Source organism: Thalassococcus lentus (assembly GCF_028023555.1).
GTDB lineage: Bacteria > Pseudomonadota > Alphaproteobacteria > Rhodobacterales > Rhodobacteraceae > Thalassococcus_A > Thalassococcus_A lentus.
Window position 1 is genome coordinate 19268 of the sequence record NZ_JAQIOY010000010.1, and the last position, 19271, is coordinate 38538.

Consider the following 19271-nt stretch of genomic DNA (forward strand, 5'->3'; position numbering starts at 1 on the left):
TGCACCGGTTATGTTACGTGCTGCCTTGATAATAGCGTGCATGGCGACGGGGGGACTGTTTGGGCAGGCTGCTATGGCCAATCCAGCACCTGCGCCTGCACAAGATCGTGCCAAGCCTTTGGTAAACGTCGACCTGTCGCCAACAGCGCGCGCTGTTGCGGCTTCGCTGCGCCCTCAGGCGCGCCGAACCAGCATTCCTGTTGCCCGTTGGGATAAACACGGCGGTGAGCCAAGCTGGACGCTCGCGGTGCTCTCGGGGCTGCGCGGGCATGCCAGTGTCTTGCCGACAATCGTGCCCAAGGACATCGCGCAATGGTGCCCTGCTTATCCTAATGCGGATCAAGAAGGGCGCGAGGCATTTTGGGTAGGTCTGATCTCTACGCTGGCCAAACACGAAAGCACCTATCGGCCAACAGCAGTAGGCGGCGGTGGTCTTTGGTACGGGTTGGTTCAGATCTACCCTGACACAGCCCGCCGCTACAAATGCAAGGCCAAGACAGGCGCTGCTTTGAAGGATCCCGAAGACAACCTCAGCTGCGCGTTGCGCATCATGGCCGTAACCGTGCCTCGGGATCGGGTTGTCAGTCAGGGGATGCGCGGCGTCGCCGCTGATTGGGGGCCGTTTCATTCACGGCGCAAGCGTATGGACATGATGGATTGGACCCGTAAGCAAAGTTATTGCGCTGGTCTGACCCGTTCGCTGCGGCCCATGGCCCGGCCTTCCACGTTGAATATCCCCGATCTGTTGGCACCGGTCTACGAGGCCGAAGATCTTGTGCCCGCTCAGACCGATCAGGGCTGATGCCCGCTTCGGCACATCACGGACGCAAGGCGCGCATCCAACCGGGACGTCGGGTTGCATCCAGCAATGAAACGGCCGGGGCATGATTGCCACCAAGCGCAAGCGTGGATTTGCGCAACAAGGCAATGCCGTCCTCGGACTTGCGCGGCAATGACGCGCTGGAAATCGGCTCACCGATTGTGATGCGATAAGGCTGCTGCGCCTTGTTCAACGTTTCGTGGAACAAGGTTATGTCGCGCAGCGTGGGATGGATCAGATCCAACAGATAGAAAAGCGCCGAGTTTCTGGCCTGAATATGCACCGGAATGACCGGCAATTCGAATTTCCGGGCGATCATTGCCGCCGAGGCCATCCATGGGCGTTCATAAAGTGACAAGGCACGTCGCTTGGCCAGTCGGCCCGACGGAAAGATCACCCCAAGCCGGCCTGCATTAACCGCTTGGCGGGTGTATTCCATGGTTTCGCGTGTCTTGGCATGGCTACGCCTGTCCCGGCGCCATTCTACGGGGGCAATCATGCTGTGAAACTGGGGCAGAACCCGCAGGATATCATGATTGGCAAAGAAATAGGCATCTGGCCGGATCCGGGCCAGTGCATGGTGCAACATGATCCCATCCGCAATTCCGGTGGGATGGTTGGCCACCACCAGTGCCGGGCCTTGCCGGGGAATGTGCTCAAGCCCCGCGACCTTGATGTTCTTCGCCAGAGCCTTGGCCATTTCCTGCATGATGTCCGGCGCGCTCAGGGGGGCAATGGCCGCGCCTATGCGCAGCGTTTCCTCATAAGACAAGGCGCGGTTCAAAACGGTTTTGGCAAGGATCGACAGCGGTCGTTCTGAATACAGCCAGGGTGCGCGCTCGGCGATCAATGGGTCAATTCGGTCTTTCATGACGAACCTCAAACCAAAGGCATATGAAAGTTCAGTGACACCATGTGCCACGCTCTCAATATAAGGGGTTTTGCGCCTTTTCGCTCTTGTGCATCCCCGCGTGACTTTGGATCGGCAGCGCGTTGCCGGATCGCGGCGGGGAATTGCCGAAATCACCGGGCAGGGGCGCGCGATGACTACATCAGGCTGAAATGATGCCTTTGGGTTTCGATGCCGCGCGCCGCACATTCGGTTTCCAACAGGTCGCGCGATGGTGTGGCGTCCTGTGGAACTGGTATGCGTTTGCCGTCGTCCAGCACCAGACGGGCGCGTACAGTCAGATCCAACCGTGTCTCAAGCCGGATGTGCCGGATCCGCTTGGTCGCCACCTTGGCGTTTTGCCGTCCTGAGCGCCAACGAATTTCGTCACTGTCCAGTTCGAACCACGCCTCGCGGCCGCGCGCGAAATCATAGGCAGCAGGCAGAGTGAACAACAAAAGGGCCGCAATGATCCAGGGCGCTGCATTCAACCACCACCACATCGCGAACAGTCCGGCCCACACAAGGCCAAGAACCAAGGCGGCAGAGCGGCTGCGTGAAGGTCGTTCGTAGCGATAGATCATCCCGATTTCTTACCGGCCGCCCGACACGTCGACAAAACTGCGCGTGCAATAGGATGCCCGGTCCGACAGCAACCAAAGAATTGCTTCGGCGCATTCTTCGGCCTTGCCCGCGCGTCCCATTGGGATGTTCTTGCTGATGCGTTCCAGCCGGTCGGGCTGACCACCTTTGGCATGAATTTCGGTTTCGATCGGACCCGGGCGCACAACGTTCACGCGGATGCCTTCGGGTGCCAGTTCGTCAGCCAGTCCGGTCGAAAAGGTATCGATTGCGCCTTTGGAGGCCGCGTAGTCGGTGTATTCGCGCGGTGAGCCAAGCTTGGCCGCCATCGACGAGACGTTTACGATGCCGCCGCCTTGTCCCCAGTCGCGCATCAGCATCACAGCCTGACGTGCGACCTCAATCGCGCCCAGCACGTTAACGTCGAAAACTTGTTTGACCCGATCTGGTGTCAGATCGGCAATGCCACCTTTCGGAGCGACGATGCCAGCGTTGTTGACCAGATCGACAGGCGCCGCGGGCAATTCGCGAATGGACCGAAACATCTTTGCAATGGCATCTGGCTCCGACACGTCGGCGCCGATCACATGGGCCTTTGCGCCCACCGCTTCGATTGCGGCGGCTGTTTCGTTGGCACCGTTCAGATCGCGGCCGTAGTGCACCACGATGTTTTGCCATCCGGATACGGCAGCCAGCCGCGCCGTGGCAGCGCCGATCCCCGCACTGGCCCCTGTGATGATCAACAGGCGGCTCATGACAGGATCCTTTCAACCATTTCCGAAGTGTCCCGGCTGAGGCCTTCCTTGGCGACGATGCGCTCCAGTTGCGTCTTGATCAGCGACCGGCGCCCGCTGTCATAGCGCTTCCAGGTTTGGTAGGCGGCGCACATCCGGGCCGTGGTCTGCGGGTTCTTTTCGTCCAGACGGATCAGCCAGTCGGTCAGCAAGGCATAGCCGGAACCATCGGCCTGATGGAACCCGGCATGGTGCCCGGCCAGTGATCCAAAGACCGCGCGGAACCGGTTGGGGTTGGTCCATGAAAAGGCGGGATGCTCGGTCAGTGTCTTTGTGACCTGCGCGGCTTCACCGGGATCGGCGCAGGCGACTTGCAGGCCGAACCATTTGTCCATGACAAGCTGGTCTTCACGCCACTGGTCATGGAAGCGTGCGAGTGCATCCGCCCCTTTGCCCGCGCGCAACAGACAGGCCAAGGCGGTCAGTTGCAGCGTCATGTTGTCGGCAGCGTCAAACTGAACTTGTGCGGCGGCACCGCCATCGATGCGGTTGAGCAACCCAAGGATCTTACTGCCAAGGGCGCGCTTGCCGGTCTGTTCCGCGTCCGGTTTGTAGGCCGCTGTCACGCGCGCTTCATCCAGCAGCGCTGGCAGGTCTTCGGACCAACGCTTTGCAATTGTATCGCGCAGCGCCTTATCCGCCGCCCAGATCGCGTCCGGATCAGGCACATGACCCCGTTCATGACACAGCCGAGCGATTTCGCTCTGGGTGGGGATGTCCATCATCGAGGAACGGAAATCCGGGTCGAGGTCGCGATCTCGCACCACCTTGTGCAGAGCATCCAGCCAATCGGTGTCTGGCGTGGCGCCCGTTGTCACGCTGGCCATCAGACTTTCACGCGCCATTTCCTGCGAGGCTTCCCAACGGGTGAAGGCATCGGTGTCATGGGCGATTAGAAAAGCGCGTTCTTCGCGGCTTTGTTCGCGCTCCAGAACCACTGGGGCCGAAAAGCCACGCAGGACCGAAGCGACCGGCTTCGCGGCCAATCCGTCAAAGGCAAAACTTTGTTTGGCCTCTGTCATTTCGAGCACTGTCGTCGGCTGCACTTCGTCGCCGTTCGGGTTCAACAGTCCAACCGCGATTGGCAGAACTTGCGGCAGCTTTTCATCCTGACCCGGTGTCGGCGGCGTATGCTGTTTGAAGTTCAGGGTGAAGGTGCCTTCGGACCATGTCTCGGTCACTTGCAGGCGCGGCGTGCCGCTTTGGCTGTACCAGCGCTTGAACTGTGACAGATCACGCCCGGTGGCATCCTCAAAGACCTTGAGCCAATCCTCGATCGTCGCCGCGTCGCCGTCGTGACGGTCAAAGTACAATTCGCAGGCTTTGTAGTAGCCCTCATCGCCGACCAGCCGTTTGAGCATGCCGATCACCTCGGCGCCTTTCTCATAGACCGTCGCGGTGTAGAAGTTGTTGATTTCCTGAAAGCTTTCTGGCCGCACTGGATGTGAGAGCGGGCCTTGATCTTCAGAAAACTGCCGCCCGCGCAGATCGCTTACATCATTGATCCGCTTGACCTCGGGCCCGCGCATATCAGAGGTGAATTGCGCATCGCGGAACACGGTCAGACCTTCCTTCAGGCACAGCTGAAACCAATCGCGGCAGGTGATGCGGTTGCCGGTCCAGTTGTGGAAGTACTCATGCGCAATGATGGCTTCGATCCGTTCGAAGTTGTCATCGGTCGACGTCTCCTGAGAGGCCAGAACGCAGGAGGAGTTGAAGATATTCAGCCCCTTGTTCTCCATCGCGCCCATGTTGAAATCATCGACTGCGACGATGTTGAAGATGTCGAGATCATATTCGCGACCATAGACGTCTTCGTCCCATTTCATCGATTTGATCAAGGCTTCCATGCCAAAGGCGCATTTGCCTTCGTCGCCGGGGCGCACGTAGATATTCAACGCGACCTTGCGGCCTGATTTTGTGGTGAACTTGCCCGGATGCGCAACCAGATCGCCTGCCACCAGCGCAAAGAGATAGGCCGGTTTTGGCCATGGATCGTGCCACTCGGCCCAACCGTCGCCGCTGGAAGTGGGATTGCCATTGGACAGCTTGACCGGCTCATCGCCTTCGACCCGCACTGTAAAAACACTCATCACGTCGGGGCGATCCGGATAGAAGGTGATCTTGCGAAAACCCTCGGCCTCGCACTGTGTGCAATACATGCCGTTGGACATGTACAGCCCTTCCAGTGCCGTGTTCCGGATTGGAGCGATCTCGACCTCGCATTCCCACAGGAAGGGGCCATCCGGCACCGCGCAGCGCAATCCGTTGGCATCGATCTCGGGCGTGATGTCCTGACCATCGATCGCAGCGCGGATCAATGTCAGTTCTTCGCCGTGCAAAAAGAATTCCTGCTTTGGTGCGCCGGGGTTCGGGGCAAAGTGAATGCGCGCGGTCACACGGGTCGCCTCGGGTGCTAAAGCAAAGGTCAGATGCACATCTTCGACCTGCCAGCCAAAGGGCGTGTAGTCCTTGAGATAGATGGTCTGGTTGGCGCTGGGCGCGGCGGCATCTTTCATTGGGAACCTCGCGGAATTGAAACGGCTGGGCTTGGGTCTAATTGATAGGCGCGAGACCATCGGGCCGCAATGGCCCCCGGACGATTGAGGCAGATGGATTTTCATGGATCCAGTCATTTTGTGGTTCAAGCGCGATTTGCGACTGACCGATCACGCCGCATTGGTGCGAGCGTCCGAGATCGGCGCGCCAATCCCGGTTTTTATCGTTGAACCTGACTATTGGCAGCGGCCGGATACCTCGGGACGTCAGTGGGCCTTTTTGTGCGAAACGCTGGAGGATCTGCAGGGCCAATTGCGGTCAAAGGGCTCTGATCTGATCGTTCGGGTGGGGGCGGCCGTTGAGGTGCTGGCCGGGCTATGCCGTGAAACCGGGGCCCGGCAGATCGTCAGTCATGAAGAAACGGGCAACGCATGGACATTCGGACGCGACCAAAAGGTTGCGCAATGGGCCGGGGCGCATGGTGTGCACTGGACAGAGCTGCCCCAGTCAGCCGTACGGCGCGGCGCACATGATCGTGACCGCTGGGCGGCTGCGCGCAATGCGTGGATGTCGGAGCCGATAATCCCGGCGCCCCGGTCTTTACCACCTGTGGCCCTCGACAGCCGCGCACTCGGCGATGCCGGACCTGCAACGCGCTCCGATCCTTGTCCGGATCGCCAGAAGGGGGGGCGCAGCCGGGCTTTGCGTCTGCAGGAAACCTTTGTCTCTTCGCGGTCCCGAACCTATCGGCGGGGCATGTCATCGCCGCTGGAAGGGGCTCAGGTCTGTTCACGCCTGTCGCCACATCTGGCGCTGGGCGCCGTCTCGGTCCGTGAGGCTGTGCAAGTCTGTGCGCAGGAACAGCGCAGTCTGAAGGGCAGCCGTGATCCCCGCCGCGAAGGTCTGAAGAGCTACCAATCCCGGTTGGCCTGGAGGGATCACTTCATTCAGAAACTGGAGGATGAGCCTGCACTGGAGCAGCGCTGTATGCACCCGGCCTTTGAAGGTTTGCGCCCGGTGCAATCAGATGCAGAGCGGCTCGATGCATGGCGTAAGGGCGAGACTGGGATTCCCTTTGTTGATGCCTGTATGCGTTCGCTGATCGCAACAGGATGGCTGAATTTCAGGATGCGTTCGATGCTGATGAGCTTTGCCTCCTATCATCTGTGGCTGGACTGGCGCGCAACCGGACAGCATCTGGCGCGGATGTTCACCGACTACGAACCGGGCATCCATTGGAGTCAGGTTCAAATGCAGTCCGGGACCACGGGAATCAACACGCCGCGCATCTACAATCCGGTCAAGCAGGGCAGGGATCAGGACAGTACAGGGGCTTTCACCCGTCGCTGGGTGCCGGAATTGCGCGGTGTGCCGGATGCGCTGTTGCACGAGCCGTGGCGATGGGAAGGGCAATTGCACTATCCCGCGCCGGTGGTGGATGTGGCTGAAGCGGCCCGTCAGGCGCGCGATCAGATATGGGCCAAACGTAAAGAGGCAGGCTTTGCCAAAGAGGCGGCGCGCGTTGTGCGCAAGCACGCCTCTCGCAAGGATCCGCAGCGCCATTTTGTAAATGACAGGGCACCGCGCAAGCCGCGCCCCAAACCCCGCGACAATCGCCAGATGAGCTTTGATCTGTAGTGCCGCGCGGGGTTAAGAAATCAGATTTGCCGGTCAAAACCTGCGCCACATGCGGCAAGCCGTTCACGTGGCGCAAGAAATGGGCAAAGGTCTGGGAAGAGGTGCGCTACTGCTCTGACCGATGCCGCCGCGAAAAGCGGAGCCAGGGCGCATAGCGCCTTGGTCGCTGGATTGTCTGTCTCAGGACAGGCTGTTCGCGATGACTACTCGGCCGCGCGCAGCGGCAGTTCTGGCTGGCGATCATCGGTGCTTTCATCATCATCCCAGATGATTTCCGGCGATGTGACCCGGCGTGCTTCGCGCTGCAGGGCCCAATCACGGGCGATTCGGCTGCCACGCCCCAGCGACAGTTTGGCCAGAAGGCGCGCAAACCACATTGCATAGGTTGTGAACCAAACCCGAAGGGCCAGCATCGAGGGGGTGAAGACCAAGGTCAGCACAGTCGCGATGCCCAATCCAAAGACAACCGCCGTTGCGAGGTTCTTCCACCACAGCGCTGTTGGGCTATCGATGGAAAAGCCGCCCACAAAGAAATCGAGGCTAAGGCCAAACATCATCGGGGCCAGACCGGCCATTGTTGTGATGGTGGTCAGCAGAACCGGACGGATGCGATCTTCGGCGGTGCGAATGATGGCTTCAATCCGGGGCATGAAGCGCGCGTAGTCCTGATAGGTATCAATCAGAACAATGTTGTTGTTCACCACGATCCCCGCCAAAGCCACGATGCCCGTGCCGGTCATGATGATCGAGAAATACTGCCCCATGACCAACATGCCGATCAGAACGCCGGTCGTGGACAACACCACCGCCAACAGAACCAGTGTCGCGTTGTAGAAGCTGTTGAACTGAGCCAGCAGAATGATGAACATCAACCCCAAGGCGGCGGCAAAGGCCGAAGAGAGGAAGGCTTGGCTTTCGGCCTGATCTTCCTGATCGCCGGTCCACTCCCATTCTACACCGAGGGGGAACGGGTTTGTTTCAAGCCAGCCCCCCAAAAAGGCGATGCGTTCGTTCGGGTTCAAAACAGACGCGCGCAAATCGCCAGCGTCTGCCAGTTTCTCCAATTCGTCCACATCGGCTCCGGGAGCAACGGAATAGGTTGTGCCGCCAAGTTCCAGCGTTTTGTCGCCAATACTGTCTGTCTCGCTGCCATAGCCCAAAATTTCGGTCTCGTTCGGCGGGCCTACGACGAATGAGACCAATCCGGGCGCTACATCCGCCTTCACATCGAAATAGCGCTTTTGGTCGATGCGGTTGATCTCGGCCAGTTTTTCGACTGGCTCGCGCGTGATGAAGTTGGCCAGTGGCACCAAGCCGCCGGGGGTGCGCACCTTCAGGCTGTCGAGCGTTGACAAAACGCGGTCTTCTTCTGGAAGGCGCACACGGATCTCGATTTCCTCGTCCGAGCTGTCGACTCTCATGGTGTCGAGCAGGATGCCCCGTGTGACCAGCTGAACCATAGCGCCAACGGTTGCCACGTCTGCCCCGAACCGGCCCGCTTCTTCTACGTCGACGTTGATCTTCCAGTCGATGCCGGGCAGGGGGCGTGTGTCTTCGATCAGGGTCAGGCCCGGTGTTGCCTCGAATTTTGCACGGGCCACCTGGGCAGCATCCAGCAGGTCATTCCAACTGTCGCCTTTCAAACGCAGATGAACAGGTTTGCCCGATGCGGGCCCCTGCGTCAGCGACAGAATGTCGATCTGAATACCGGGGATTGTCCCGAGGGCGCGGGTCAAATCCTCTAGGATCACATCACCATCAAGCTGCTCCAGCGTGATGTCATTGCGGGTCATTGCAAAGGCGGCGCGGTCATCCCATGGGATCGTTTCGAGCTGAATTTGCCCAATGGTGTCCTTTGGTGCTTCGGCTCCGCCAGTGTTGTTGCCAAGTCCGCCTTCGCCGGCAAAAGAGAATGCGCTGTCGATGCCGGGATGCGCCAGCACGATTGCTTCTGCGCGTTTGACCAGCGCATCTTTTTCTTCGAGCGACAGGTTTCCGCGTGCCCGCACATAAACGATGGCTTGTTCCGGTTCGCTTTCGACAAAGAATTCAACGCCGTTGTTGTTCTCACCGAAATAAGCAAACACGTTCATTACGAAAAAGATCACTGCGCCGATGGTAACCAGCGGCATGATCGGGTTGCCGGTCACCGCTGTAATGAACCAGCCAAAGGGTGTGCGCCGATAGCCACTGTCCACTCGTTTGGGTGCCCGGCGAATGGCTGCGGCGTCCAACACGATGGAGCTGATTGCGCCAAACAGAAGGAACAAGGCGATGCCCGGCACATAGGCCATAAACCCACTCCAGAACGGCGTGAACAGGTAGGCCGGGTTCAGCGACATCATCGCTCCGACAAACAGACCAAGGATGGCAAATGGCACCAAGGCCACCCGAACATACCACGGTGTTGATGCGCGCAGGGCTGCGCCCGAGCGGGTGATCAGGCGCGAAAACCGGCCAGTGACGCCGCCCATGACTGGCAGGTACACCAGCGCAACGACCAAAGATGCCGACAGGACAAAGATCAGCGTGACCGGCAGCATACCCATGAATTGGCCGGGAACGCCGGGCCAGAACAGCATGGGCAGGAAAGCGCAGAGCGTTGTTGCCGTCGATGAAACCACGGGCCAGAACATGCGCTTGGCCGCCTCAACATATGCGTGCATGGGCCCTGTGCCTTCGGCGATGCGTTTGTCTGCGTATTCAACCACCACGATGGCGCCGTCCACCAGCATGCCCACCGCAAGGATCAGGCCAAACATCACGATGTTCGAAACCGTCACGCCCATCAGCGCCAGCAAAGCAAAGCACAGCAGGAACGACGTTGGGATCGCAAAGCCAACCAACAGGGCTGGGCGCAATCCAAGTGCGGCCAGTACGACGATCATCACCAGCGCAATCGCTGTCAGCACCGAGCCTTCGAGCTGGCTGACCATGGATCCGACCTGACGGCTTTGGTCATTTGACGCGCCCACGTCCAGAACAGCGCGCAATTCCTCGGGCCAGTCCTTTTCGGCCTTGGCAATGACCGAACGCACTTCTTCTGCGGTGTCGATGATGTTGAAGCCTTTGCGTTTGACCACTTGCAGCGCGACGGTTGTTTCGCCGTTAAAGCGCGCCGTGCCGGCCCGGTCCTCGAAGGTCAGCCGGATTTCGGCCAGATCCCCAAGGGTCACAACCCGGTCGCCATTGACCTTGACCGGCAGTTCATAAACGTCTTGCTGATCGTCAAAGCTGGACGGGATCTTCACCGCGAAAGAGCCCTGCGCGGTTTCCACTTCGCCCGCCGCGATCAGCTGGTTGTTATTTTGAACCACCGAAATCAATTCGCCGGCGGTGACGTTGTAGCTTTCGAGTTTAAGTGGATCGATCACCACTTCGAGCATCTCGTCCCGGTTGCCGGCAATCCCGGCTTCGAGAACAGCATCCAGTCCTTCTATGTCGTCCTGAAGATCCTTGGCAATTTTGGCCATCGTGCGTTCCGGCACGGGGCCGGACAGGTTCACAATGATGATCGGGAATTCGGAAAAGTTGATTTCGTTGATCGAATAGGTTTCCGCACCCTCAGGAAAGAAGGACTCTGCCTTGCCCATGGCGTCGCGCACGTCGGCCATGATCTTGGTCTTGTCCCAGCCGAATTCGAATTCGAGTGCCACACCAGCATAGTTTTCGGCGGCCGTGCCTGACATGCTTTTCAGACCGTCCAGATCCGACAGTTCGGCTTCCATCGGTTTGACCAGCAGTGTTTCGCTGTCTGCCGCGGAAATGCCGGGGAACTGCACCGAAACGAACAGCGCCGGAATTTCGATGTCCGGCTCGCCTTCCTTGGGCAGTGCGATGTAGGAATAGCCGCCGACAAGGATCGACAAAGCGATAAAAGCCAGGATCATCCTGGCCCGTGACGCGGCCCAGTCTACAACACCGGTCATTGGATGACCTCCTCAAAACTGGGCGCGACAGGCACACCGTCGGTCACGAACTCCTGTCCGACGGTAATCACATCCACTTGGTCAGGCAGACCGGTCACCCAGACGCCATCGCGGGTGTCGCGCAGCAGTTTTACCGGGTTGAACAGGGCCAATCCGTCGGCATCAATGCTTCGCACGCCCAGATCGCCTTCGTCGTTCAGGGTCAAAGCCGATTGCGGGAGCAGGTGTGCAGGCGCGCCTTCGGCCTCGATCGCGATTGCGGCAGTCTGGCCGTCGCGGATCAGCAGGTCTGCATTTTCGGCTGTCAGTTCCACACGGAAGGTGCGTGTCACCGGATCGGCACTGCGCGACACGAAGGAAACCTGCCCCACAACTTCGGTGTCACCGACCAACCGCGCTCCGGCGCGCGCGCCCAGTTCGACGCGGGCGACATCCACTTCGGGGACAAAGCCCACGATCTTGATCGGGTTCAGCTGAATGATCGTCGCGCAGACGCCGCCGGGCTGCATCAGCGCGCCCAACTCTGCCGTGTCGGTCTCCAACAGGCCCGAGAACGGCGCGGTGATGCTCAGGCGGTCAATTTCCTTGTCGGTCGTGGCCAATGCCGCCTCGGCGGATTGAATGCCAGCGCGGGCGTTTTCTTCGCCGGAAAGGGCTGCCTCGATGGCGGCAAGCGCCCCCTCAAGCGAGGCTTTGGCACTGATGACCGCCGCGCGCGCGCCTTCGACGCTGCTGAGTGCGGTTTCCACACCGGCGCGTGCGTTTTCGACCTGGCTTTGTGCAGCCTGAACGCCCGCGATGGCGGACTCCACATCTGACCGTGCTGTTTCGACACCGGCCCGTGCGCCTTCAACCTGGCTTTTGGCGGCCTGGATGCCTGCCTCTGCGCTCTTGAGGCCGGACAGTGCCGATTGAACCTGCGCCTTCGATGACTCATAGGCCGCTTCTGCCGATGCCAGTCTTGTTTGCGCGGCAAATCCATCGCGGGCCAGTTGGCGCGCTGCGTTCAGATTGATCTCGGCTTCCTTGACGCGGGCCTGCGCTTCAAGCAGCCGTGCCTCGGCCTCTGGATAGCGGGCTTCTGCCTCAGCAAGGCGGGCCGTGGTTTCGGGGATCTTCGCCTTTGCCTCTGCCAGTCGCGCTTCTGAGGCTGGAATGCGGGCGCGCGCCTCGAGAAGACGGGCCTCGGCCTCGGGTACGCGGGAACGTGCTTCCAGCAAACGCGCTTCGGCGGCGGGTACACCGGCTTCGGCCTCCGCGATGCGGGCCTTTGCTGCCGGTACCTGCGCGCGTGCTTCGGCGAGACGGGCACCTGCTTCTGGCACGCGTGAATTTGCTTCGGCCAATCGGGCCTGCGCTTCCTGCTTGGACACGCGGCGCGTGCCAGTGTCGATTTCACACATCATTTGCCCGGCTTCGACAAATGTGCCGCGGCGCAGGGGCTCAGACACGATCTTGCCGCTGGTTTCGGCCCGGACTTCAACTTGGCGCAGGGCCTCGGTTTCGCCGCGCAGGATGACCGCGCTGTCGATTTCCTGTGCGGTCGACCGCATGGCCATCACGCGCACAGTGCCTTCGGGCAGCGCTGTTTGCTGGTCATCCTCTTCCGGAGCGGCGGCAACATCTTCGGCTTCACCGTCTGTGGCAGTCTGTTCCGCATCGCCGCCCAGCAACGCGGCTGGTGTGTAGGCACGGGTGAATTCCTGCAGGCGATCCCGCTCAAGGACGAGCACGTACAAAAAGCCCATCACGAGGAGCGCTGTGATTACTGGAATGATCCGCATCTGACTTATCCACTTTTGTGCCGCATGGCTGTCAATGTTACGACGCGTTACATAGGCCGCGTTCTGCCAAGGCCAATACGCCCAACTCTCTAAACTGTCCAGTTTAGTTTTAGGGTTGGAAGGTGGTTTCTTCAAGGCGCAGCCGTGGATTTGTGGTGACTGCGAAGCATTTTCCGGCAAGCTGCCGCGCATGCGGGCAGGAGTCCTCCCTTGGCACTGGCGTGGACCCACGCTAAGAGAGGTCAAAGCACGGCCGTCAAAAAGGGCGGCGCATCGGCAGGGGGCCCGCGTGAGCGATACCGACAGTTTCATTGAAGAGGTGACAGAAGAGGTCCGCCGTGACCGGCTTTTCGCCACCATGCGCAAGTACGGATGGATTGCCATCCTCGCGGTTGTTCTGATTGTTGGCGGTGCCGCGTGGCGCGAGTACAGCAAGGCCCAGACCGAAGCACGCGCGCAGGCCTTTGGCGATTCCATTCTGTCCGCTCTGGAAGGCGAAGACGAAGCCGCTCGTATCGATGCGCTCAACGCGATCGAGGCACCGAGCAGTGACGGCAACGCGATCCTGCAATTGCTGATCGCGGCAGAAGAGGGCAGCGCTGGTCGTGACGGCGATTCCGTCGCGCGCCTCAAAGCCGTATCGGACAATGCCGAAGTTCCACAGATTTACCGCCAGATTGCCAGCTTCAAGGCACTGACCCGCACCGATGGCGGACTGAGTGCCGATGAACGCCGTGCCGGGCTTGAGGCGCTGGCGATTCCGGGCCAGCCCCTGCGCGTTCTGGCCGAAGAACAATTGGCGTTGCTGGACATTGAAACCGGCAATGCAGAGGCGGCGCTGGAGCGACTAATTCAGCTTTCGCAGGATTCAGAGGCAACGGCAGGCTTGCGCCGTCGTGCTTCACAGTTGATTGTGGCCTTGGGCGGCGAGCCGCAGAGCGGCTGAACCGACGCACAGGCCTGGCAGGAGGGCAGCGAATGGCATTGGCAAGAAGCGCAAGCATTCTGGGAATGTTGGCCGTAATGACGCTTGCGGGCTGCGAAGACCGTGAAGTGATCCTCACCGGGGAACGCCTTGGGGTTCGAGATGTTCTCGAAACACGCGGCGGACCTGATGCCCTCGCTGGCGAAAACACATCGCGTGCAATCGCACTTGGCGGCGCCAGCAGCAATGCCAGCTGGACGCAGAGCGGCGTCTCGCCTCATGTTCGGATTGGCCATGCTGCACTGGGCTCAGGATCGCTCAGCCCGCTTTGGTCCGTGGATATCGGTGCTGGCGACAGCCGCCGGAACCGCTTGAATGTTGATCCCGTGGTGGCGGATGGCCGGATCTTTACGGTCAGTGCCGATCATATCGTGCGTGCGACCTCTACTGGGGGCGAAACACTCTGGAGCTATGATCTGACGCCGCAGCGTGACGATGCAAAGCAGGGGCAGGGCGGTGGTCTCGCTGTGTCAGGCGGCACACTCTATGTGGCTTCCGGATTTGGTACGTTGACCGCGCTTGACGCCTCGAATGGCGCTGAGGTCTGGACACAAAGACTGGATGCCAGCGCGACGGGCGCTCCATCGGTGCGCGACGGCGTGGTCTATGTGGTGTCCGGTGATCAGATTGCCTGGGCCATCGAAGCCGACAGCGGCCGTGTCCGCTGGCAGGTCGAGGGCGTGGGCGATGCGAACAATGTCGCCGGCGCACCAGCACCGGCGATTGGCGAAAAACATGTGATCTTCTCGTTTGGCAACGGCTCTGTGCAAGCGATGTTCCGTCAAGGCGGATTGCGCCTTTGGAGCGCTGATCTGCTCGGGCGTCGCAACGGTTTTGCCCTGTCTGGCATCGATGACATCACCGGTGATCCGCTGATTTCCGGTGAAACCGTTTACGCGGGTAACCATTCGGGCCGTATCGCGGCGCTGTCGGTGCACACAGGTGAACGGTTCTGGACCGCGCAGCAGGGGGCTCTGGGCCCGGCATGGCCGGCCGGCGACTCGGTCTTCTTTGTCTCGGACCGCAATCAGCTGGTTCGTCTGGATGCGGACACCGGTGAACAGATCTGGCAAGTCGCATTGCCGGGCTACGAGCCGACACGCAATCCGAACCGGAAGCGTGACGCATCCTTTGCCAACCATGGACCGATCCTGGCAGGTGGGCGATTGATCGTGGCCAGTTCAGACGGGCAAATCCGTGCGTTCTCACCCGAAGATGGTGCGCAGGTGGCAGCAACTGCGATTGACGGCGGCGCAACAACACGTCCCGTTGTGGCGGGTGGCACACTTTACGTTGTGTCCCGCAAGGGTGTTCTGCACGCTTATCGCTAAACGGCGGCGCGACGCCTGATCGCAGCAGGGCGATCTTGTTTGGGCTTGCATGGGCCTGTCAAAGCCCTTACGCGGCAACTCTTTCACGCGGCGCTGAAATGCGTTAAGCGGACGCCTGCAAACCCGGAGCGTGCAGCCAATGTCTTTTTCCGTCGCCCTTGTGGGCCGCCCGAACGTGGGCAAGTCAACGCTGTTCAACCGACTGGTGGGCCGGCGCCTCGCGCTTGTCGATGACCAGCCGGGCGTGACCCGTGACCTGCGCGAAGGCGAAGCGCGCCTTGGAGATCTGCGGTTCACGGCGATAGACACAGCCGGTCTGGAAGAAGCCACCGACGACTCTCTGCCTGCACGGATGCGCCGTTTGACCGAACGGGCTGTCGACATGGCCGATGTCTGCTTGTTCATCGTGGATGCGCGCGTCGGGATCACCCCATCTGACGAAGTCTTTGCAGATATTTTGCGCAAACGGTCTGCGCATGTGATCCTTGCGGCCAACAAGGCCGAAGGATCGGCCGCCGATGCCGGCGTGATCGAAGCCTACAGTCTGGGACTGGGTGAACCGCTGCGGATATCCGCGGAACATGGCGAAGGCATGAGCGAGCTTTATGCTGCGCTCACTCCGATTGCCGAGGAATTCGAAGAGCGCGCGGCGGCTTCGACGCCCGAGACAGAGGTTGATGTCGAGGACGGTGATCCGGATGCGCCGCGACCGATCACCAAGGAAAAACCTCTGCAGATTGCGGTCGTTGGCCGCCCGAATGCGGGCAAATCGACCTTGATCAACTCGATCCTTGGCGAAGACCGTTTGTTGACCGGCCCCGAGGCAGGGATCACCCGCGACGCGATTTCATTGCAGATGGAATGGGGCGGTGTGCCCGTTCGCATCTTTGATACGGCGGGCATGCGAAAACGGGCCAAGGTTCAGGAAAAGCTTGAAAAGCTTTCGGTGTCCGATGGCATTCGTGCGGTGAAGTTCGCCGAGGTGGTTGTTGTACTGCTAGATGCGGCCATCCCGTTCGAGACGCAGGATCTCAAGATTGCAGATCTGGCTGAACGCGAAGGGCGTGCGGTCGTCGTGGCCGTCAACAAATGGGATATCGAAGACGAAAAGCAGCAAAAGCTGCGGGATCTTCGCGAGTCCTTTGAGCGTCTGTTGCCGCAGCTTCGCGGTGCGCCGCTGGTCACTGTTTCGGCCCGGACTGGCAAAGGTTTGGACCGTTTGCAACAGGCCGTCATGCAGGCCCATGATGTCTGGAACCGCCGCGTTCCAACTGGACACCTGAACCGTTGGCTGGCGGGCATGATTGAGCGCCATCCACCGCCCGCACCCGGCGGGAAACGGATCAAGCTGCGCTACATGACACAGGCCAAGACCCGGCCACCGGGCTTTATCGTGATGTGTTCGCATCCTGACAAATTGCCTGCCAGCTATTCGCGGTATCTGGTCAATGGTCTGCGCGAAGACTTTGATATGCCGGGCACGCCAATCCGTTTGACCATGCGCGGTCAAAGCGACGCCAACCCCTTCAAAGGGCGGCGCAAGAAGAACGCGGGCGCATTGAAAAAACATCTAGGAAAGCTGCCCAAGCAAAAGGGCTGACCTCAGTTGCGCGGTGACGCCTTTTCGAGGGCGCGCCCGTTGTCCCAAGTGCCGTGCAGGCTTCCGTCTGGCATGACCACGTAGATCACCGGATAGGTGCTGCCCCAGTCCACGGTGACGATCCGGTTCTCTAAGGTGCCCGAACCGCGATAGCTGTCGGCTCCGACCGTCCAATGCGCGGCAATCGTGTCGCCGGCGTGGGTCAGGGAAAGCGCGCCACTATAGGCGCTGCCGTCGGGATTGCGGCCCTCTACGGCGTAAAGCCCGGACAAATCGGTTTCACCAAAAGCGGGACTCGCCATGACAAAGGCGCAAAAAGGGATGACACGATGAAAGGACATATGAAACTCTCCGGGTTCTGAAATGTGCACCCAGCCTAAGGCAGGCAGGGGCATTGATGCAAAACCCGAATGTCGCGCTTATTCGGTGTCGGTGCCCCGCACCGCCAGAATGGCGAGGATGCCAATCAAGGCCAGCCCCGATACAGCCACGTTCACCGGCTGCACGTTGGCAACCATAATGCCCACCAGCGCCCAGATCACGGTAATCCCGTATTCCGGCGCACGGTGCAGGCGGTATTGCGCAATCAGCGCAATGGTCAGCGCCAATGCCAGTGCCACCAAGGCCGCCGGTGTGGCGGGCAGGATGCCATAGCCTGCCAGCAGCAAACCAAGCGCAACGCAGGACGCGGCGGTCAGCCAGCCTGTGTAGATTGCGACCGGAGCCTGTTGCAGCCATCGGTCGGTATCGCCGACGCGAAACAGCGCCCACATGGCCGCGCCGAGCATCACCCAGATCATCACCGTTGCGCCAATCACCGATACTTGTGCCACCGGCAACCAGAAGGTGCCAACCGCAAGTGAGACAAACAGGGCAGGGCGCATGGGGTCCCAATCGGCGTCCTGCGCCCGGCGTAGAAGGCCGAAGCCGGACCCGGCGATCAGCCATGCGTAAATCAATCCCCAAATCGCAAAGGCGTATCCGGCGGGTTGCACAGGTGGGTCAATCTGCGGGACCGGGAACTGGTCTGCTTCAAAGCCGTTGAAACCCGGCGCCAGCCAGGGCGACGCGGCAAAGGCCACGGCCGCCAAGGCAACGCCAAGAGCCCAAAGGCGGCTCACACCAAGGCGCCTTCCGCGGTGATCCGTGTCTTGCCGCCCAGCCATGGATGCAACGCTTCGGGCAGATCAACCGATCCATCGGCCTGCTGGCCATTTTCCAGCACCGCGATCAGGCAGCGCCCGACCGCGAGGCCCGAGCCATTCAGCGTGTGCAGGAATTCCGGCTTACCGCCGCCTGCTGGCTTGAACCGCGCGTTCATCCGGCGGGCCTGAAAGTCAGCCGCAACCGAAACCGAACTGATCTCGCGGTAAGTATTCTGCCCGGGCAGCCAAACCTCGATGTCATGGGTCTTGATCATGCCAAAGCCGATGTCGCCCGAACACAGCACAACCGTCCGATAAGGCAGGCTCAGCTTTTGCAGGATCGCCTCGGCGCAGCCGGTCATGCGGTCGTGCTCTTCCATCGATTTGTCCGGATGCGTGACCGAGACCATTTCCACCTTTTCGAACTGGTGCTGGCGCAACATGCCGGCGGTGTCCTTGCCAGCGCTGCCCGCCTCAGAGCGGAAGCACTGTGTGTGGGCCACGTAGCGGCGGGGCAGGTAGTCTTCGTCTACCGTCATGCCGTTCACGATGTTGGTAAGTGTCACCTCGGCGGTGGGCACCAGCCACCAGCCATTGGTGGTCTTGTAGCTGTCTTCGCCGAATTTTGGCAGCTGGCCTGTGCCGTACATCATTTCTTCGCGAACCAGCACCGGCGTCCATGTCTCGGTCAGGCCGTGTTCGGCGATATGGGTGTCCAGCATGAATTGGGCCAGCGCCCGGTGCAGACGCGCGACCGCGCCCGACATCACCACAAAACGCGAACCGCTCAGCTTGGCGGCGGTTTCAAAGTCGAGACCGCCCTTGGCTGCCGGAATTTCGAAATGCTCCAGCGGCTGGAAATCCATCTCGCGCGGGGTGCCCCAACGGCGGATCTCGACGTTGTCGTCTTCGTCCTCGCCATCGGGCACATCGGCGTGCATGACGTTGGGCAACTCCATCAGAAGCCCCGTCAGCTCGGCATCAAGCTCTTTGGCGCGGGTCTGCATCTGTGCGACTTCGGCCTTTTTCTCGGCCACCAGCGCCCGCAGGCGTTCAAATTCGGCCTCGTCACCGCTGGCCTTGGCGGCGCCCACCAGCTTGGAGGCCTTGTTCTGTTCGGCCTGCGCGGTTTCTGCCGTCAGAATGGCCGCGCGGCGCGCCTCATCAAGGCTCAGGATCGACGAGGATGCATCGCTCACACCGCGGCGGGCCATCGCCGCATCAAAGCCCTGTGGGTTTTCGCGAATTGTGCGGATGTCATGCATCTGTCTGTTC

At 60.5% G+C, this 19271-nt stretch carries 15 protein-coding genes; 6 read left to right on the forward strand and 9 right to left on the reverse strand.

Features of this window, described 5'->3' with window-relative positions; translation table 11 throughout:
• The first annotated feature begins 40 nt into the window (after nt 1-40).
• Nucleotides 41-802 carry a transglycosylase SLT domain-containing protein gene (locus PFY00_RS17565; RefSeq protein ID WP_271433904.1) on the forward strand — a complete coding sequence of 254 codons (762 nt, stop codon included), beginning with the start codon at nt 41-43 and terminating at the stop codon, nt 800-802.
• A 16-nt stretch (nt 803-818) separates the two neighbouring features.
• On the opposite strand, the gene PFY00_RS17570 is transcribed toward PFY00_RS17565, so the two are convergent.
• The 4 genes from PFY00_RS17570 to pepN form a co-directional block, all read right to left on the reverse strand.
• Nucleotides 819-1691, reverse strand: a complete 873-nt coding sequence (locus tag PFY00_RS17570) for a lysophospholipid acyltransferase family protein (RefSeq protein WP_271433905.1) — start codon at nt 1689-1691, stop codon at nt 819-821.
• Nucleotides 1692-1867: 176 nt separating this feature from the next.
• Complete coding sequence (locus tag PFY00_RS17575) at nt 1868-2293, reverse strand: hypothetical protein (protein ID WP_271433906.1); 426 nt, start codon at nt 2291-2293, stop codon at nt 1868-1870.
• A gap of 9 nt (nt 2294-2302) precedes the next feature.
• Nucleotides 2303-3046 carry an SDR family oxidoreductase gene (locus PFY00_RS17580; RefSeq protein ID WP_271433907.1) on the reverse strand — a complete coding sequence of 248 codons (744 nt, stop codon included), beginning with the start codon at nt 3044-3046 and terminating at the stop codon, nt 2303-2305.
• Entirely contained in the window at nt 3043-5604 is a 2562-nt protein-coding gene (pepN, locus tag PFY00_RS17585; protein WP_271433908.1) for an aminopeptidase N, read from the reverse strand. Before pepN ends, PFY00_RS17580 begins: the two co-directional genes overlap by 4 nt.
• A gap of 103 nt (nt 5605-5707) precedes the next feature.
• On the opposite strand from pepN, the gene PFY00_RS17590 reads away from it, so the two are divergent.
• Together PFY00_RS17590 and PFY00_RS17595 are read left to right on the forward strand one after the other, a co-directional pair.
• Complete coding sequence (locus PFY00_RS17590) at nt 5708-7222, forward strand: FAD-binding domain-containing protein (protein WP_271433909.1); 1515 nt, start codon at nt 5708-5710, stop codon at nt 7220-7222.
• Nucleotides 7222-7377, forward strand: a complete 156-nt coding sequence (locus tag PFY00_RS17595) for a DUF2256 domain-containing protein (protein WP_271433910.1) — start codon at nt 7222-7224, stop codon at nt 7375-7377. Before PFY00_RS17590 ends, PFY00_RS17595 begins: the two co-directional genes overlap by 1 nt.
• A 48-nt stretch (nt 7378-7425) precedes the next feature.
• Here PFY00_RS17595 and PFY00_RS17600 read toward each other — a convergent pair whose 3' ends face one another.
• Together PFY00_RS17600 and PFY00_RS17605 are read right to left on the reverse strand one after the other, a co-directional pair.
• Nucleotides 7426-11151, reverse strand: a complete 3726-nt coding sequence (locus PFY00_RS17600) for an efflux RND transporter permease subunit (protein ID WP_271433911.1) — start codon at nt 11149-11151, stop codon at nt 7426-7428.
• The gene (locus tag PFY00_RS17605) at nt 11148-12935 is read right to left on the reverse strand and encodes an efflux RND transporter periplasmic adaptor subunit (protein ID WP_271433912.1); all 1788 of its coding nucleotides are present in this window, start codon (nt 12933-12935) and stop codon (nt 11148-11150) included. Before PFY00_RS17605 ends, PFY00_RS17600 begins: the two co-directional genes overlap by 4 nt.
• A gap of 289 nt (nt 12936-13224) precedes the next feature.
• On the opposite strand from PFY00_RS17605, the gene PFY00_RS17610 reads away from it, so the two are divergent.
• The 3 genes from PFY00_RS17610 to der all read left to right on the forward strand — a co-directional run bounded on the left by PFY00_RS17610 (nt 13225) and on the right by der (nt 16851).
• Nucleotides 13225-13881, forward strand: a complete 657-nt coding sequence (locus tag PFY00_RS17610; protein ID WP_271433913.1) for a hypothetical protein — start codon at nt 13225-13227, stop codon at nt 13879-13881.
• Between the two features lie 32 nt (nt 13882-13913).
• Complete coding sequence (locus PFY00_RS17615) at nt 13914-15251, forward strand: outer membrane protein assembly factor BamB family protein (protein ID WP_271433914.1); 1338 nt, start codon at nt 13914-13916, stop codon at nt 15249-15251.
• A gap of 139 nt (nt 15252-15390) precedes the next feature.
• Nucleotides 15391-16851, forward strand: coding sequence for a ribosome biogenesis GTPase Der (der, locus tag PFY00_RS17620; protein ID WP_271433915.1), 1461 nt, complete (start codon nt 15391-15393; stop codon nt 16849-16851).
• A 2-nt stretch (nt 16852-16853) separates the two neighbouring features.
• Here the strand turns inward: der and lfb1 are convergent, their stop codons facing one another.
• The 3 genes from lfb1 to serS all read right to left on the reverse strand — a co-directional run bounded on the left by lfb1 (nt 16854) and on the right by serS (nt 19261).
• Complete coding sequence (lfb1, locus tag PFY00_RS17625) at nt 16854-17192, reverse strand: LIC10280 family protein (RefSeq protein WP_271433916.1); 339 nt, start codon at nt 17190-17192, stop codon at nt 16854-16856.
• Between the two features lie 78 nt (nt 17193-17270).
• On the reverse strand, nt 17271-17972 hold the full coding sequence (locus PFY00_RS17630; protein ID WP_271433917.1) for a hypothetical protein: 702 nt from the start codon (nt 17970-17972) through the stop codon (nt 17271-17273).
• The gene (serS, locus tag PFY00_RS17635) at nt 17969-19261 is read right to left on the reverse strand and encodes a serine--tRNA ligase (RefSeq protein WP_271433918.1); all 1293 of its coding nucleotides are present in this window, start codon (nt 19259-19261) and stop codon (nt 17969-17971) included. The genes PFY00_RS17630 and serS overlap by 4 nt, the downstream gene beginning before the upstream one ends.
• Nucleotides 19262-19271 lie beyond the last annotated feature (10 nt).